Consider the following 17,289-nt stretch of genomic DNA (forward strand, 5'->3'; position numbering starts at 1 on the left):
CCGCAGGCCTCGGTCAGATGCACAAAAGCCCGGCGCCGTTGTTTGGGCAAACGCCTTTGCCACTCAGCTCAGTCGGCGGGCAACAGCTGCAAGCCCAGATACAGGGTCAACATGCCGTCCAGCCGCTGTGGGTCGACTTCGCCCAGCTCGGCGATACGTTCCAGGCGATAGCGCAGGCTGTTGCGGTGGATGCCCAAGGCATCGGCACAGGCCTGGCTCTGGCCATCATGGGCGCACCAGGCGCGCAAGGTATTGAGCAACTGGCCGCTGGCGTCCTTGCTACGAATGCGCAGCAAGGGCTCGAGCAATTCATCCAGCGCGTCGTCGTTGCGGTGACGCCACAGCAGTGCTGGCAAGCGGTAGCGGGTCAGGTTCAGCAAGCGCTCGGCAGGCAGCACTTCGCGCCCATAGGCAAGCAAATCACGCACCCGCCGGTAGCCGCGTCGCAATTGCTCAAGGCTTTGCGCTGCCGGGCCCACGGCCAGGCGCTGGACGTGCCAGCCATGGCGCTGCAACCGTTCGAGCAGACGCTGTTCATCCAGCGCGACCGCTGCCGGCCGACACCACAACAGCGACTGACGGGCCGGGCTGACGCACCAGCCATCCGGGTAACGGCTCATCAGCCAGGTGGCCAAGGCTTCTGCGGGCGGTCCGGACTCCAGCTCGAACAGGCACGGCACCCGTGCCAATTGAGGCTTGAGGCCAAGTTGCTGGGCCTCGTCGAGCAAACGCGTCGAATCACCACTACTGCCCAGCAACAATGCCAGCAAGTCATCACAGCGCTGGCGTCGCCATTGTTGCTCGACTTGCAGGTGACGCTGGGCCAGGAGCATTTCGGCGGTCATCCGCACCAGCTCGCCGTAGGTGCGCAATTGCTGCGGATCACCGGTCAGGCCGAGCACGCCGATCAAGCGGCCATCGAGCATCAGCGGCAGGTTGACGCCGGGCTGCACGCCCTTGAGGCACTTGGCCGCGTCATTATCGAGCTCGACGATCCGGCCATTGGCCAATACCAACTGGGCACCTTCATGGCGGGTGTTGATGCGCTCTGCTTCACCGCTGCCGAGGATCAGGCCCTGGCTGTCCATGACGTTGACGTTGCACGGCAGGATGGCCATCGCCCGGTCGACGATATCCTGCGCCAGGTCATGGTCCAGTTCGAACATTCAACGGTCCTTGCAGTGATAGGATTTGGGCCGCAGCACAGCGGCCAGCGCTGACACCAGTGCATAAGCACAAAGACAGCCGCGCTGCGCTCGCCGAGACTCGTCAGGCGAGCGCCGAAACAGGCGACGCGGTAACAATCATAACAACAGAGATCCCGATCATGGCACACAGCTCTGCCCCTGACCAAGGCCACGATAGCACCCGCAATGCGCTGTACCGGCGCATCACACTGCGGCTGATTCCATTCATTTTCATCTGCTACCTGTTCAACTACCTCGACCGCGTCAACGTTGGTTTTGCCAAGCTGCAGATGCTCGATGCACTGAAGTTCAGCGAAACCGTCTATGGCCTCGGCGCCGGGATTTTCTTCATCGGCTACGTGCTCTGCGGCCTGCCCAGCAACCTGGCGCTGAACCGCTTCGGGCCACGGCGCTGGATCGCCTTGATGATGATCGCCTGGGGCAGCCTGTCGACCTGCTTGATGTTCGTCACCACACCGACCGAGTTCTACGCTCTGCGCCTGCTCACCGGCGCCGCCGAAGCCGGCTTCTTCCCGGGCGTGGTGCTGTACCTCTCGCGCTGGTTCCCCGCGGATCGACGCGGGCGGATCATGGCCCTGTTCATGTCGGCGATTCCGGTCTCGGGGCTGCTTGGCGGGCCATTTTCGGGCTGGATTCTGCAGCACTTTGCCGCTGGCCAGCACGGTTTGGCCGGCTGGCAGTGGATGTTCCTGATCCAGGGCCTGCCGACGGTGGTGCTGGGCGTACTGGCGATCAAGCTGCTCAGCGACGGTTACCAGAAAGCGCCGTGGCTCAGCCCGGCCGAGCGGCAGATCATCGAAACGGACCTTACCGCTGATGCAGCACGCAAGCCGGTCACCAGCGGTGACAGCGTGCTGTCGGTGCTGACCAATCCGCTGATCTGGACCTTTGGCTTCATCTACTTCTGCATCCAGAGCGGCGTGTACGCGATCAACTTCTGGCTGCCGTCGATCATCAAGAGCATGGGCTTTGACAACCCACTGCTGATTGGCTGGTTGAGCGCGATCCCGTACCTGTTGGCCGGCGTGTTCATGATTCTGGTAGGCCGTTCGGCTGACCTGCGCAACGAGCGCCGCTGGCACCTTGTGGTGCCGATGCTGATGGGCGCGATCGGCCTGCTGATCGCGGTCAACTTTGCCGGCCATCCGCCGATTGCCATTCTGGGTCTGTCGATCGCGACTATGGGCGCCCTCACCGGTTTGCCGATGTTTTGGCCGATGCCGACTGCCTTGCTCAGTGCTGCCACTGCGGTGGCTGGCCTGGCGATCATCAACTCGGTCGGGCAGATGGCGGGCTTCCTCAGCCCGTATCTGGTGGGCTTCATCAAGGATCAGACTGGTTCCACCGATGCTGCACTGTACTCGCTGGCCGGGCTGATCGTGATCGGCAGCCTGGTGGCCCTGCGCGTCACCCGTGCAGGCGCCTTGAGCAGCGCCCGCGCCGATTGAAACGGCTGACAGTTGCCGGGCCTGGCGCCCGGCAACACCTCACCGCCACAACTTTACTACCCCGCCCTCCTTGCCCAGCACCGGGTCCAGCTTCGGCAACGCCACCTTGGCAATCCGCGCTACCGCCTGCGCGTGGCCACGGGCGTTGGGCCGCTCGACCTCGTAGTCTTCCTGCCCCCGCGGGTAACCACCAACCACGACAAAGTCCTCACTGCAGGTCATGCAGCGATGGCCGGTGCCCGCCGGCAGCACCAGCACGTCTCCCGCTTTGACGCTGATGGTCTGCCCGGCGGTCCCACCCAGGGTCAGCCGCGCTTCACCCTGCGCTACGCCAAGCACCTCGTGGGCGTTGGGATGGAAGTGGTGATAGGGAAACACCCCATCTCGCCATAGCGCAGGCCACCCGTGCACCTCGAACAGCGCCTCAAAGGCCGCCGCTCGGTCCGTGCCGTGCGGCCACTGCATCGCATAAAGCAACACTGGCAACACGCTGTTTGGCGTCGAGCCGTCGTCGGCAAAACGTAGCTGGCGCGGCTCAACCGGCCGCGGCGCGATAGATTGCTGCTGGTCCATGATCTGCCCCTCACAGGCTTGTATTCTGTTGAGAAGCTTGAATGCCGTCAGGCGTTCCATTTCAAGCAGGCGCTCACTGCCTCAGGCTTTTGCGCTATGGTTGCAGTCTGACCGGCACTTCGAACCGGCCCACGACAATAACAGCACGGGGAGCGCCCATGACCGCGCCTGCCACCGACACCCGCGCCAGGGAACTGGCTGCGTTTATCGACTGCCACTTCGCCGAGCGCGGCCTCGCGCCGGAAGCGGTGATCGCCGAATCGTGGTTTCGCAGCATCAATCAGCACCACCTCGACCCAGGCCTGCGCCATGTCGACAATATCCTCAGCGCCGCCGAGATTCGCCAGCATCAGGCTCAGCACGAGGCCTACCTGAGCATCGCCGGGCAAGGCGTCAACGGCCTGGCCCGAAGGGTGGTCGATGCTGGCTTCGCCGTGCTGCTCAGCGATGCCGACGGCATTACTCTGGATGCGCGCCTGCCAGCCGATCACGACCGTTATTCACGCGCTGGGCTGATTGTCGGCGCGCGCTGGGACGAATCGATCGCTGGCACCAATGGCATCGGCACCGCGCTGGCGTCGGGTCAGGCGCTGACCATCCACCGCCAGGAGCATTTTCTTGCCGCCAACGCCCGCCTGAGCTGCTCGGTGTCACCGATCTTCGATGCGCAGAATCAGTTGCTTGGCTGCCTCAACGCAACCTGCCTGTTCAACGATGGGCCAAAACAGGCGCAGCACCTGACCCTGCACCTGGTTACGCTGTACGCGCGGCTGATCGAGAACACCCATTTCCGCCAACGTTACCGCGACCGTCTGACCCTGGCCCTCAAGCCTCGCGACGACATCACCGATCTGGCCAATGAGCAGCTATTGGCGCTGGATGAAGGCGGCCGGGTGATCGGCGCCAACCGGGCTGCATTCATGGCCCAGCCTGGCGCCCTGCTGGGCTTGCGCATCGAGCAGTTGCTGCCCGCCACTGTCGATGAGCTGCTGATGCTCACCCGTGGCGGCGCTTGCGGCACCCAACTGCGCGAGCCTGGCAGCGAGCTGATCATCGAAGTCGGTTTGCGTGTGCCGGCTGGCTACGGGCTGCGCGCCAAGCCTGTGGCGCCGGCCCCAACTACAGCCCGCCATCCGACACTTGAGCAACTTGCCGGCGGCGACAGCCAGTTGCAGCAAAGCGTGCAGCGTCTGCGCAAGGTGCTGGACAAGGACATCTGTATCCTCATCACCGGTGAAACCGGCACCGGCAAAGAGGCCTTTGCCCGCGCCGTGCACCAGGCCAGTCGCCGTCAGGCCGGGCCGTTCGTTGCACTCAATTGCGCGGCGATCCCCGAGTCGTTGATTGAAAGCGAGCTGTTTGGCTACCGCAGCGGCAGCTTCACCGGCGCCAACCGCAAAGGCATGAAGGGCAAGCTGGAGCTGGCCAATGGTGGCACGCTGTTCCTCGATGAGATCGGCGACATGCCTGCACACCTGCAAACTCGCTTGCTGCGGGTGCTGGCCGAGCGTGAGCTGCAACCCCTGGGGGCCGAAGCGCCAGTGGCGTTGGATATTCAGGTGGTGTCGGCGACCCACCAGGATCTGGCCAGCATGATTGCTGACAAACGCTTCCGTGAAGACCTCTTTTACCGTTTGTGCGGCATGCGCATGAGCCTGCCGGCGCTACGCCAGCGCAGCGATCGCGCTGAGTTGACCGAGCACCTGCTGCGACGGCTGCCCGAAGCGCAAGGGCTGCAGCTGGACGCCGAGGCTCACCGCTGCCTGCTGGGCCACCCTTGGCCTGGCAACGTGCGCCAATTGCTGAACGCGCTGCGCTACGCAGCCGCGCTGGCGGAGAATGGGGTGATAAGCCTGAATTGTCTGCCGGAGGAGCTGCTGGCGAGTGCGCCGCGGACGCCGGTCCTTGCACAGCCACTGCGCCTGGAGGCTCAGGTCGAGGATGCCGAAGCCCGGCATTTGCTCGATGTACTGCGGCGCGAGCGGTGGAATATCAGCGCGGCAGCAGACGCGGCGGGAATCTCCCGATCGACTCTGTACCGCAAGATGAAACGACACGCAATCGTGCCGCCGAATCAGGCTGACTGAGCGCAGCACTGGCCGCTGCACGAGCGTGCCGGCCAGTGCTGCCCCCCATGTTACTCAGCCCTGGATATACACCACTTGCGTGCGCGTGTACTCATACAGCCCATGCTTGCCATCCGCCCCGCCCACCCCAGACTTGCGTGCTCCGGCGTGGAAACCCTGCATGGCCTCGAAGTTCTCGCGGTTGATGTAGGTCTCGCCAAAATCGATTTCGCGGCTGGCTTTGAGTGCGGCGTTCAGGTCGCGGGTATATAGCGACGAGGTCAGGCCATAGTCGCTGTCGTTGGCCAAGACAATCGCTTCATCCAGATCGTCAATGATCTGGATCGGCAGGACCGGGCCGAAGATCTCCTTGCGCATGATCTCCATGTCCGCCGAACAGCCGGCCAGCACCGTCGGTTGATAGTGGAAGCCCGCACCAAGATCAGCCACCTGCCCGCCGGTAATCACCTGAGCGCCTTGCCCGACTGCCGTGCGCACCATCTGCGCGACCTTGTCCAGCCCGGCCTGATTGATCAATGGGCCCATGTCCAGGTCAGCCTGCAGCGACGGGTCGCCATAGCGCGTGGCGGCCATCGTCTGCGCGACCTTGTCGATGAAGGCATCCGCCACCGCGCGCTGCACATACACTCGCTCGGCGCAGTTGCACACCTGCCCGGTGTTGATCACCCGCGAGGCAACGATCGCGCGCACGGCCAGGTCCAGGTCGGCGTCGGCCAGCACGATAGCGGGCGCCTTGCCGCCCAGTTCGAGGTTGAGCTTGGTGATGTTTGGCGCTGCCGCAGCCATGATCCGCGCCCCGGTGGCGACACTGCCAGTGAAGCTGACCAGGTCAATGCCGGCATGGCTGGTGAGGCTGTGGCCGACACTCGCACCTTTGCCGCCGACCACGTTGAACACCCCTGGCGGTAGATCGGTTTCGGCCACCAGCCGGGCAAACTCGTAGCAGTTGATCGGTGTCTCTTCGCTGGGTTTGATCACGATGGTGTTGCCGGTCAGCAGCGCCGGCGCCATTTTGCGCGCAATCAGGAAGAACGGGAAATTCCACGGCAGCACCCCCGCCACCACGCCCAGGGGTTTGCGCAGCAGGAAGATGTGCTCGTTGGCGCGATCACTGCTCAGCACCTCGCCCTCCAGGCGGCGCGCCCATTCGGCCATGTAGTCGAGGTAATCGGCAGTGAAGTTGACCTCCACCAGGGCCAACGCCGGCACCTTACCCTGCTCCTGGGTGATGATGCGCGCCAGGCGCTCGGCATTGGCCCGCACCTTGCTGGCAATCTGGCGCAAGTAACCGGCGCGCTCGATGGCAGGTTTTGCCGCCCAGCCTTTCTGCGCACGGCGCGCTGCGTCAATCGCGCGTTCGACCTGCTCAATGGGTGACTCCGGCACCGCCCCCAACAGCTCGCCGTTGGCCGGGTTGAACACCTCGATCAGTTGTTCGCTGGCTACAAAAGCGTTGTCGATATAGTTCTGGTACAGATTATCGGGCATCGTCATGTCACTCCTTGGAGGTATTGTCGGCAAGCGGCGTGGCGGCTGCGGGCTTGGCGCTGAAACGCTGCCAGACACTGCCTTCGCTTTGCAGGTCGTGGGCGCGCTTGATCAGGTATTGGTGCACCTGTTCGACCTGCTCAGGCTTGAGCGCTTCGGCGAACGAAGGCATACCGTCCGGGATGCGCCCGCCATAGAGAATGCCGAGGAACATCTGGTGTTTTTCCGCGGTGAGCTTGCGCAGGTCCGGCAGCACGCCGCCGCTGACGGCATGGATGCCATGGCACTGCGAGCAGTTGCCGTCATAAAGCGCAGCACCGGCGGCTACGGTTTTTTCGTCAGCAGTGAGCGCTGGCGGTTTCGGCGTGTCGGCCGGCGGTGGTGGCTCACGCAGGGTGGCGTTGCCGCCGATTTTGTAGGTCAGCACCTGGGCGAACGGCTGCACGCCGGCGCGCAGCGACAAGGCCCCGGCAAAGGTCGAGAACGCCCCGCCCCAGCCGGCCATGAAGGTCACGTATTGCTCGCCATCTACCGAATACGTGATCGGCGCAGCCATCACGCCGCTGGCAGCCGGTGATTCCCAGAGCTTTTTGCCATCGTCGGCGGCGTAGGCGATCACCCGGCCATCGGCACTGCCCTCGAACACCAGGTTGCCCGCCGTGCTCAGGGTGCCGCCGTTGAAGATGGTGATATACGGCACTTCCCAGGCAGGTGCCTGCTTGACCGGGTCCCAGGCGATCAACTTGCCTGACCAGGTTTTGGCCATTTCCAGCAGGCCTTCCGGGCCTTCGGGCATCATCCCGGTGCGCAGGCCGAGCTGGTACACGCTCTTGAACGGGTGACGCTTGGGCGCTTCCGGGATGTGCTCGTAGTAGGCCGACATGATGTGCGCCGGGATGTACACCAGCCCGGTGTTGGGGTTGTAGGACATCGGGTGCCAGTCATGTGCGCCCCAAAATGCCGGGGTCACCAGCTTGCGCTTGCCGTCCTTCCAGTAGGCAGCTGCCTCATCATCGACGATTGGCCGGCCAGTCTTCATGTCGATGCCCTTGGCCCAGTTGACCGGCACAATGTTCTTCGCCGAGAGCAACTCGCCGGTGGCGCGGTCGAGTACATAGAAGAAGCCATTTTTCGGCGCCTGCATCAATACCTTGCGCTGTTTGCCGTTGATCGGCAGTTCGGCGAGGATCATGTGCTGGGTGGCCGTGAAGTCCCAGGCATCGCCCGGCGTGGTCTGGTAGTGCCAGGCGTACTCGCCGGTATCGGCATTGACCGCCACGATAGACGACAGGAACAGGTTGTCGCCCTTGGCCTGGCTGCGCCATTTCGGATCCCACAGCGAGCCGTTGCCGACGCCGATATAGAGCAGGTTCAGTTCTGGGTCATAGGCGAACGAATCCCACGCCGTGCCACCGCCGCCCTGCTCGACAAAGGCATCGCCGTGCCAGGTCTTGCTGGCGATTTCCATCGCCTTGTCTTCAGGTGGCAGCTTGGGGTCGCCAGGCACGGTGAAGAAGCGCCAGGCCTGCTTGCCGGTTTCGGCATCATAGGCAGTGACGTAGCCACGCACGCCAAACTCGGCGCCGCCGTTGCCGATCACCACCTTGCCATTGACCACACGCGGCGCGCCGGTAATGGTGTAGCTGCGTTTGTCGTCGCTGCGGGTGTCGACCGACCATACGCGCTTGCCGGTCTTGGCATCGATGGCCTCCAGGCGGCCATCGAGCACGCCGACATAGACCTTGCCCTGCCACACGGCTACGCCACGGTTGACCGCATCGCAGCAGGCTTCACCGGCCCGATGGCGATCGGACTGCGGATCGTACTTCCACAGCAGCTTGCCGTTGCGTGCGTCCAGGGCATACACAACCGAAAATGGCCCGGTGGTGTACATCACGCCGTCGACCACGATAGGCGTGGCCTCGACGCCGCGGTCCAGATCGAGCTTGTAGCTCCAGGCCAGGCCCAGTTGATTGACGTTGCGGTCATTGATGGTGTTCAGCGGGCTGTAGCGCTGTTCATCGTAGGTACGGCCATGGCTCATCCAGTTGCCGGGCTCTTTGTCGGCGTCGATGATGCGCTTGCCATCGACCTCGGCGGCAAACGCCGGGGCCAGGCAAGCCAACGCCAGGACGGCGCAACCTGCGCTTCTCATCAAGGCACCCGGCATGGGCCGGCGGTGCGGACCTGATTGGGTCATCGGGGAATCTCCGTTCTTGTTATTGGCGACACCCAGGGAACGTGTCGTAAAGAACAGGAGCAACGGCTGTGCCAGCGCCAGAGATACCACTGAAAGCCCCGTCGTAGAGAGCTTTATCCACTGTCGATCGTAAGCCGGCGAGCCTACGAGTCGCCGCAGTTTCGGCACACGTGGCGCAGGAATGGAACAGGTGTGTCAGCCCGAGAGAGGCTTCGATGGTAGGCTGCGAAGACGTCTCAGCAACAGACTCCCGATCAGCGCTGCAAGGACGAATGCCAGCCCTAATGCCCGCAGCAAGTCCCCTTCTGCCAGCGCGACCCCTGCGCTGCACAAGCCGCCAACGGTAAATACCAGCGTGTTATTCAGAGCGGCTGCCGTCCCTGCAATCTCAGGGTGCAGGCTCAACGCCCAGGTAGTCGCGGCCGGGCGCACAATCGTTGTACCGGCACTGCAGACCACCATCGACAGCATGATTGCGGTGACGGTCGGATTCAGCACGTACAGCCAGAGAAACAGCGACAACCCGGCGACGCCGATCAAAAGCAGCCCCAGTCTGATCTGTGCACTCACCTCGATGCGTTTGTTCAAGGCACTGGCGACCACGCCGCCAATGATATAAGCCGCACCGTAAGCAATGAATATCAGTGAAAAGGCGTAGTCGGTCATCCCCAGCAGATCCATGAACAGCAAGGGTGACGTGACAATGAAAGAGAAGTGGCAGGCAAATGCCATTGCGGACAGCAGCGAATAGCTTATGAAGCGTCGATCCTTGAACAAGGTGCGATAGCCGCTCCGTGGGGCGACAGGACGCGTAGCGTCTGTGAGCGAAAGACTACACAGCAACACAGCCAACGCCGCGAGCACGACAAACGCCTGAAAGCTGCCCTGCCAACCAAGCCACTGTTGCAAAAAACTGCCTGCCAGCGGTGATAGGGAGATAAACAAACCGCTGGCGGTAGTCAGCAAAATCCGCATCGAATTGCGCCGATGTTCGCTATACAGGTCCTGAACCAGTGCATGGCTGAGTACAAAGCAACCGCATCCAGCGGCCTGCACCAAGCGGAACACCATGAAAGACGAAAAGTCCCAGGCATAAATACAGCCCACGGCACCTGACGCCGCCGTTATCAGTCCGACTAACAACAGGCGTTTACGACCAAGGCGATCGGATAGCGGTCCGATCCAACACTGCGACAGCGCGGCCCCAAAGGCGAACAGGCTGATAGACCAGGCGATATCTGGGGTGGGCACAGAGAAGTGAGAGGATAACGCCGGGAACGAGGGGAGAATCACGTCCAGCGGGAAGACACCCAGTAGACTCATCAACAAAAAACACGAGGCGAGCAGCCATCGGGGAGGCAGTGCAGATATAGACTTCAAGGGACCAGCCCTAATTCTCTGAAAATCAGGGCATTACAATGCTCATTCAATAACTTCGTTTCTTGAATGGTATGAAGCGTCGAAGAAGCTGTCACTCTCAAGCGCTCAAATGCTGAGCACTCAAGTTGATGAACTGCATGCGCATACGCCTGCAAGTCCACGCCTAGAATAGAGTGCAAAAGCATCTGGTCGGGCCTGAAGAAAATCCGGAGTAGATCGGCCAATGCTTTAGTAACGAATTTTTTTTCGCAGCCGTCAAGCTGTGGTATCAGCTTGACGAAGCAGTCCGTAAAGAACAATGAGTGACGCGCCTCATCAAGCAAGTGGTCCTGCAGAATAGAATGTACAGGTGCAATCAGTCGCCCTTGGGTTCCAATCAATAACTCTTTGGTGATGATGGTCTCAGAAATGAATGCAACCACGAAAACCGCCAACGCCCTGTACTTCTCGGGGCATCTGTTGAGATACCGCTGGATTCTAATGCAGCGGGAGGATTTTTTTCGGCTGATTCCAAAGTGTAGGGAAACCTGATCGGACATCTGCCTGGACACAAAAGCGTGAAAGCCTTCGTCGGTGTAGAGCATCAATACAGCTTGACGTTCAGCCACATCGAAGTACCGCGAGATGCGCCCGTGCACCATCAGTGACACGGCTCGGTTCACAAGTGTCATTTCGAGGTCAGTTGTGTAGTCCAAAAAATGCACAAGGTGCGCGACATGCGCCTTCAAGCGTTTCGCGGTGGGTAAGCATTTAATCTCAGGCAGAGCCAGGGCAGCACTGAGAGTTGTTGGAAACCAATGCTCGGGTGATGAAACGGATAGATCATCAGCTGTCAAATCGTAATCATGATGCCGAGCACGCACGCTGCTTTTATGCTGCCAGGTACGGAACGCTTTGAGACCGCGAAAGGTTTTGATGTTCATGGATAGCGATCTCCGCTGATTACTTAGCTGTATTGAGGAGCTCGTTCAATACCTGAGGCATCGCTAAGCCGTCACTGTGCCCAGCGCCTACGAAAAACATGACTTGCTCAGCCTTGTTAGGAAGACCGAGTAACGGCTCCAATGCGGACTCGGTAATCGCACCCGTCAACCAGGTTTCTAAACCGTAGTTCGTTGCAGCTATCTGAAATGTCTGCGCCACATGCCCTACCTCTACAAGCGCCATGCGATAGGCTCTTGAATGCGGATACTTCCACCAGAGCTTATCAAGCCGTGATGTCAAAAAAACGCCCATTGGAATGGTGTCAATGAAATGTTGCCCAGATAGCAAGCTCCCAAGCGAGGGTAAGTCGGTGGCGTGAAGATGTAGTGAATGTTGATGCGGATCGTAGTAGTAAATACCCCGAGCCAGCCCCGACACGTTGCCCGCATAAAGGTAGCCTTCGGTCGCGTTTAACCCACCTCCAGAAGGACTGGCACGCCGATAGCGAAAACTGTCTGGCAGACCGTTATTTTCGATACTATGTTTAGCACCAATGAAGCCGAGCGAGTAATAGAGCAGCTGACTAACTTCCGCGAGACTGACAGGCTCATCATAGAAATTTCTGGATGTCTTACGCATTTCCAAGACTGCCTCAATGCCTCGCGCTCTAGGCGGTTTGGGCAGGGCTGTACCCGCATGGTCGTACCTCGTGTTATTTTCATCAGGCGGGGCCGTCTCCCAGACCTCATCACAGTGCTGCAAGTAACGCTCCGCCCAGCTACGCAAGTTCAGCGGGCAGTCAACCAGCGGAATATCCCGCGTGCCGATATGAAATATTCTGGATAACGGGTCCCATCCCCATTCATCCTCCAGCTCTGTCGAATTGGGAGCGAGCACCTCCAGCCTAACAAAGTCCTGATCGATAGCATTGTTAGGATCAAGACGTGTTTGAGAGTAGGTGAGCTCTATCAGTCGCGTCGCATGAGCTTCACTCAGTTCATACTGCTTATGCGCAGCGTAATTCCAACAAATCAACCCTTTCGGGGACACCAGATAAAAGCAGTCATTATTGAACATACTAGTGACCTAGTTAGGGTGAGGTACAGCTTGACGCCGCACCCCACCTGACTGGATTGACCGCTTATTGGCGTTTCACCAAGTGGGCGAGATTGATTAGCTTGACCGACTCAAGTTTGATCTCTTTCATTTTTCATCTCCAGTGATGCCGCGTTATTGCGACCCTCGAAGTATTGTCCTGCACTGGCGATTTCGCAAGATAATAAGCCGGGTAAAAAATCCGACGCTATTGAAAGAATATTCCGAACTCGCGCACAAATAATAGTCATGATGTTTATATACAAAATGGTATCGGCAAGTTAATTGCATTCGCACGCCGAAGTTCTATTCCACAAGTAGCTGCGTCGAGCACACAAATCTATACTCAGTGGCTTTCAGCAATTACAAGAGCAGGATCAGGCAACAACCCCGCTGTTTTGCCCTTTCAAACCCCACCGCTTGCCTGTAAAAAAGGTCATTCCCCTCCCCACTCAAGGACCTTCCCCATGCTCTATCGCCCTCTTGGCCAAAGCGGCCTGCAGGTTTCAGCCCTGACCCTGGGCAGCATGATGTTCGGCGAGCAGACCAGCGCCGAGGATTCGCTGCGGATCATCGACAAGGCCTGGGATCAGGGCGTCAACTTTGTCGATACCGCCGACGTCTACAACGGCGGGCGCTCGGAGCAGATCGTTGGCGAGGCGGTGGCGCGCAACCGGCAGGACTGGGTGGTTGCCTCCAAAGCGGGATTCGGTGCAGTGGACGGCTTGCCCAACCGCAGCGGGCTGTCGCGCAAGCATCTGTTCAATGCCATCGAAGCCAGCCTGACGCGCATGGGCACCGATTACCTGGACGTCTACTACCTGCACCGCGAAGACCATAGCGCGCCGCTGGAAGAAACCGTGCGGGCCATCGGTGATCTGCTGCAACAGGGCAAGATCCGTTACTGGGGCGTGTCCAATTTCCGCGGCTGGCGCATCGCCGAGATCTGCAACGTGGCCGAGCGCCTGGGTGTGGCCAAGCCGGTTTTGAGCCAACCGCTGTACAACATCGTCAACCGCCAGGCCGAACCTGAGCAGTTGACTGCTGCGGGTTATCACGGGCTCGGCGTGGTGCCGTTCAGCCCATTGGCGCGGGGCGTGCTCAGCGGCAAGTACGCACCGGGTTCGGAGCCAGACGCCGGTAGCCGTGCCGGGCGCCAGGACAAGCGCATCATGGAGGTGGAATGGCGTCAGGAGTCACTGACCATCGCGCGCAAGATCCAGGCCTACTGCGAGGGCAAAGGCGTCGGTATCGTCGAGTTCGCGATTGCCTGGGTGCTGAACAATCGGCTGGTCAGCTCGGCGATCGTCGGGCCGCGCACCGAAGCGCAGTGGGACACCTATGCCGGGGCACTGCAGGTGAAGATCACCGCCGAAGATGAAGCCTTCATCGATGCGCTGGTGACCCCAGGCCACGCCTCGACTCCAGGCTTCAACGATGTAGCCCACTTTGTCAGCGGCCGCCTGCCGCGCTAGCGGCCGCTTGACGACCCAAGCAGGTGGCTGATCGCGGTCTTGAGCTTCATCGGCCGCACCGGTTTGTGCATCAGGGTGTGGCCAAGCAGGCGCACCTGCTGCTTGAGCTCATTGCTGTAATTGGCGGTGATCATCAGCACCGGTATGGCCCGGTCGCGGCAGGCGTTGATCGCCGCTACCGCCTCGATGCCGGTGCGGTCATGGTCCAGGTGATAATCGGCGATCAACAGGTCGACCCGCGCCCGTGGCAGGGCGACCTGACGCTGCAGGTCCGCTTCACTGGCCGCCGTGGTGACCTTGCAGCCCCACTGTTCGAGCAAGCTGCGCATGCCGGCGCAAATCGCCCCGTCGTTATCCAGCACCCAGATCCGCGCATCCTGCAGCGATTGCAGCTGCGGCATGTCCTGCTGCAACACTGAGCCTTTGCTCACAGGACGCTGGCAGCACGGGACTTCGACCGAGAATACCGAACCTTTACCGGGCACCGAGCGCAGCTGGATGGGGTGCCCGAGGATGCCGGCGATCTTGTCGACAATCGCCAGGCCCAGCCCCAGGCCGCGATCCTGATCCGGCCGCTGCGCCTCGCCGCGCTTGAACTCTTGGAACACTTCGCGGCACTTGTCCGCTGCGATGCCGATGCCGGTATCCCACACCTCGATCAACACCTTGTCGCCGCGCCGCCTGCAACCGAGCACGATCCGCCCGCTGGGGGTGTAGCGCACGGCGTTGCTGAGCAGGTTGCGCAGGATCCGCGCCAATAGCTGCATGTCACTGCGCACGCGCAAGCGGCTCGGCACGTAGTCAAGGCGCAGGCCTTCGCTGGCGGCGACGGTAGCGTGCTCGGCCGCGAGGTTGTCGAGCAGGTCGCTCAGGGCAAAACTGGCGACATCGGCGCGGATCACCCCGGCGTCGAGCTTGGAGATATCCACCAGCGTGCCGAGCAGGCTCTCGACGCCATCCAGGGCGTTGCTGACGTTATGGATCAACGGGCCTGCGCCAGGCTGTTCGAGCAAGGCACTGGTAAACAGCCGGGCGGCATTCAGCGGCTGCAACAGGTCATGGCTGACAGCGGCGAGAAATTTGGTTTTCGATAGCGTGGCCTGCTCGGCATCGGCCTTGGCATCGCGCAGGCTGGCTTCCATACGCCGGCGCTGGTCAATCTCGCCCAGCAATTGGCGATTGAGGCTGGTCAGTTCGGCGGTGCGCTCATGCACGCGCAGTTCCAGGTGCTGATAGGCCTGATGCAGCGCTTCGGCATGGGCGTAGCGCTCGGTGATATCGGTGAAGGTGTTGACGAAACCGCCAGTGGGCAATGGATGCGTACGAATTTCCAGCATGCGCCCGTCGAACAGGCGCTGCTCCAACTCCGGCAGCGGCTGGCCGTGGTCGTCGCGGCTGGCGGGCGTCAGCAAGGCCAGCTCGCTGTCGGCAATCACGTCGGCAAACTGCCGATGGCTGGCAATCGGTGCCAGGCCGCTGACCTCGAGAAAGCGTCGGTTCCACAGTTCAAGCACGCCCTCGGCGTTGACCATGGCCAGGCCCTGCGACAGGTTGTCGACCGCCCGCTGCAGCAGGTACGACTTATGCGCCAGGGCCTGCTCGCGGCGGTGGTTCTCACGCAGCTTGACCCGGGTGACGTCGGTGAAAAGCATCACCCGGCCGCCATCGCGGGTCGGCCGTTCGCTGACCTGCAACCAGCGCTCGTTGCGCAGCCGATACAACGGTTGCTCGTCGCTGCTGGCACGGGGTTCTTCGCGCAGCAGGTTGTGCATCAGGCGTTTCACCTCGACCAGCTGCATACCGCTGGCCACACGCAACCGGCTGTTGGCCCAGAGCGCCTTGAAGCGCCGGTTGAACAGCACCACGCGCAGGTCGGCATCGAACAGCACGAACGCATCGGAAATACTCTCGATGGCATCTACCAGCCGCTGGTGGGCGGTTTCGGCGCGGTGGTGCGCGTCGCTGAGCAACAGATGGCTGGCCTTGAGTTCGACCAATACCTGGTTCAAGGCATCAGTACGCTCGCGCACCTGCTCGGCCAACACCACCGAATGCTGGAACGCGGCAAAGGCATCGTCCGGCCGCGCCGCACCCGACTCCAGCCGCTCGATCAACGCTGCATTGATGCGCTTGAGCTTGTGGTTGTCGCGTTGCAGTTGGCTAATCTGCTCAGCTGGCGATGCGCTCGCGGGGCCGTCCGATGGCAACGCCGGTGAAGGTCTGGTTGATATGCATGCCATTGAACTGCTCCCCATAGGTGTTGAAGCCCAGCACCTGCTGGCTGCGCAACAACGCGCTGACCTCGGCCACAGCAGCGCCCTCACTCTCCAGCTCGAGACGGCGCAGTACGCAGTCGCAGCCGATGGTCAGCAGCAACGGCCCGAGGCGCTGGCGCAGGCCCTCGAACAACGATTGCAGGTTGGCCAGCAGCGGACCGGGGCGCATTGCGGTGAGGACGATGCCGTTCTCCACCGCGCAGTAGAAGCTCAGGCTGCCATCCTCATGTACCTGCTGAATGGCCCGCACGTAGTGGTTCTGGTTGATCCGCAGCGCCAGTGGGTGCGCCGCAAACAGCCGATGATCGAGCGCACCCACGGGTACACCGATCAACTGGGCGTACTCAGCGGCTGCCGGCTCGGCGTTCAGCTCATAGACCCGGCGCAGCTGACGGTCGGCGCGGGTCACCACCAGTTTCTCGCTGCGCGGCTGAATGTGATCGGCGCTGAACACCTCGAACTCCAGCCAGGTATTGACCAGCAACAAAACCGCCGCACCGCTGTGGAAGGCACCGTTGTAATACACATGTGTGCGGCTGAGGTGATTGTCATCACCTGCCGAACCGCCGAACTGCGGAATATCGCCCAGCGCCGCTGCCAGGGCAGCCAGCACCACCTCTTCCCGGCTGGACAGGCCATCGAACAGGGTCAAGGCAAAGCTGTGCGCCTTGATCGGTGCCAGGCTGTTGCGTCGGCAGTCTTCGACCAGCTGGGCAACCAGCGCCTGCGCGTCGAGCAGGCTGAAACCGGGTACCGCTTCCACCAGGCCAGCGGCGATAGAGAAGTAGCGCCGGTCGAAACCGACCGCAGTGATACAACCGCGCGCATAGCCCTCCGGGGTCAGTTCGCCGGCGCTGGTGCAGCCGGCCAGCCCCACCGCCGGAAATTGCCCCTGTAGCGCAGCCGCCAATGCCGGCAGATCGTATTCGGCAGAGCAGAAAAACAGCACAAAGCCTAGCTCGGCATGCCGCAGTTGATCAGCCAGCTCACCGGCTGCCTGAGTAGCACAGGTAGCCCGCGACAGTGCGCTGAAGACGCCTTCGCTCATAAGTCGAATTCCGAGAGAGATACAGCCATGGCCGCAGGATAGGCAAGCCTGCGGCTCAGCCGAATGCTACTTGGGTAGGGGGTCGGG

At 61.4% G+C, this 17,289-nt stretch carries 12 protein-coding genes; 3 read left to right on the top strand and 9 right to left on the bottom strand.

The features are described 5' to 3' along the window. Positions 1–68: 68 nt before the first annotated feature. On the bottom strand, positions 69–1,166 hold the full coding sequence (locus IDM28_RS11295; RefSeq protein ID WP_188035948.1) for a sugar diacid recognition domain-containing protein: 1,098 nt from the start codon (positions 1,164–1,166) through the stop codon (positions 69–71). Between the two features lie 161 nt (positions 1,167–1,327). On the opposite strand from IDM28_RS11295, the gene IDM28_RS11300 reads away from it, so the two are divergent. Then, the gene (locus IDM28_RS11300) at positions 1,328–2,656 is read left to right on the top strand and encodes an MFS transporter (protein WP_101319503.1); all 1,329 of its coding nucleotides are present in this window, start codon (positions 1,328–1,330) and stop codon (positions 2,654–2,656) included. Positions 2,657–2,695: 39 nt separating this feature from the next. On the opposite strand, the gene IDM28_RS11305 is transcribed toward IDM28_RS11300, so the two are convergent. Next, the gene (locus IDM28_RS11305; protein WP_181106235.1) at positions 2,696–3,229 is read right to left on the bottom strand and encodes a cupin domain-containing protein; all 534 of its coding nucleotides are present in this window, start codon (positions 3,227–3,229) and stop codon (positions 2,696–2,698) included. A gap of 158 nt (positions 3,230–3,387) precedes the next feature. On the opposite strand from IDM28_RS11305, the gene IDM28_RS11310 reads away from it, so the two are divergent. Continuing rightward, positions 3,388–5,316, top strand: a complete 1,929-nt coding sequence (locus tag IDM28_RS11310) for a sigma-54-dependent Fis family transcriptional regulator (RefSeq protein WP_188035949.1) — start codon at positions 3,388–3,390, stop codon at positions 5,314–5,316. A 54-nt stretch (positions 5,317–5,370) separates the two neighbouring features. Here the strand turns inward: IDM28_RS11310 and aldA are convergent, their stop codons facing one another. The 5 genes from aldA to IDM28_RS11335 form a co-directional block, all read right to left on the bottom strand. Next, positions 5,371–6,804, bottom strand: a complete 1,434-nt coding sequence (gene aldA, locus IDM28_RS11315) for an aldehyde dehydrogenase (RefSeq protein WP_188035950.1) — start codon at positions 6,802–6,804, stop codon at positions 5,371–5,373. Positions 6,805–6,811: 7 nt separating this feature from the next. Further along, positions 6,812–9,004 carry a PQQ-dependent dehydrogenase, methanol/ethanol family gene (locus IDM28_RS11320; protein ID WP_188035951.1) on the bottom strand — a complete coding sequence of 731 codons (2,193 nt, stop codon included), beginning with the start codon at positions 9,002–9,004 and terminating at the stop codon, positions 6,812–6,814. Between the two features lie 195 nt (positions 9,005–9,199). Next, on the bottom strand, positions 9,200–10,327 hold the full coding sequence (locus IDM28_RS11325; protein WP_188035952.1) for an MFS transporter: 1,128 nt from the start codon (positions 10,325–10,327) through the stop codon (positions 9,200–9,202). Positions 10,328–10,380: 53 nt separating this feature from the next. Beyond that, a complete protein-coding gene (locus IDM28_RS11330; RefSeq protein ID WP_188035953.1) occupies positions 10,381–11,307 on the bottom strand; it encodes a diiron oxygenase in 927 nt (308 codons plus the stop codon). A gap of 19 nt (positions 11,308–11,326) precedes the next feature. Continuing rightward, a complete protein-coding gene (locus tag IDM28_RS11335) occupies positions 11,327–12,385 on the bottom strand; it encodes a SagB family peptide dehydrogenase (protein ID WP_188035954.1) in 1,059 nt (352 codons plus the stop codon). Positions 12,386–12,870: 485 nt separating this feature from the next. On the opposite strand from IDM28_RS11335, the gene IDM28_RS11340 reads away from it, so the two are divergent. Next, positions 12,871–13,878, top strand: coding sequence for an aldo/keto reductase (locus IDM28_RS11340; protein ID WP_188035955.1), 1,008 nt, complete (start codon positions 12,871–12,873; stop codon positions 13,876–13,878). Here the strand turns inward: IDM28_RS11340 and IDM28_RS11345 are convergent. After that, on the bottom strand, positions 13,875–16,118 hold the full coding sequence (locus IDM28_RS11345; protein WP_150569228.1) for a NahK/ErcS family hybrid sensor histidine kinase/response regulator: 2,244 nt from the start codon (positions 16,116–16,118) through the stop codon (positions 13,875–13,877). The two genes, IDM28_RS11340 and IDM28_RS11345, sit on opposite strands and share 4 nt — an antisense overlap. Continuing rightward, entirely contained in the window at positions 16,048–17,202 is a 1,155-nt protein-coding gene (gene nosP, locus IDM28_RS11350; protein WP_101319515.1) for a nitric oxide-sensing protein NosP, read from the bottom strand. Before nosP ends, IDM28_RS11345 begins: the two co-directional genes overlap by 71 nt. Positions 17,203–17,289: the final 87 nt, after the last annotated feature.

Source organism: Pseudomonas sp. EZ-C24 (genome assembly GCF_014525325.1).
Classification (GTDB): Bacteria; Pseudomonadota; Gammaproteobacteria; order Pseudomonadales; family Pseudomonadaceae; genus Aquipseudomonas; species Aquipseudomonas shirazensis.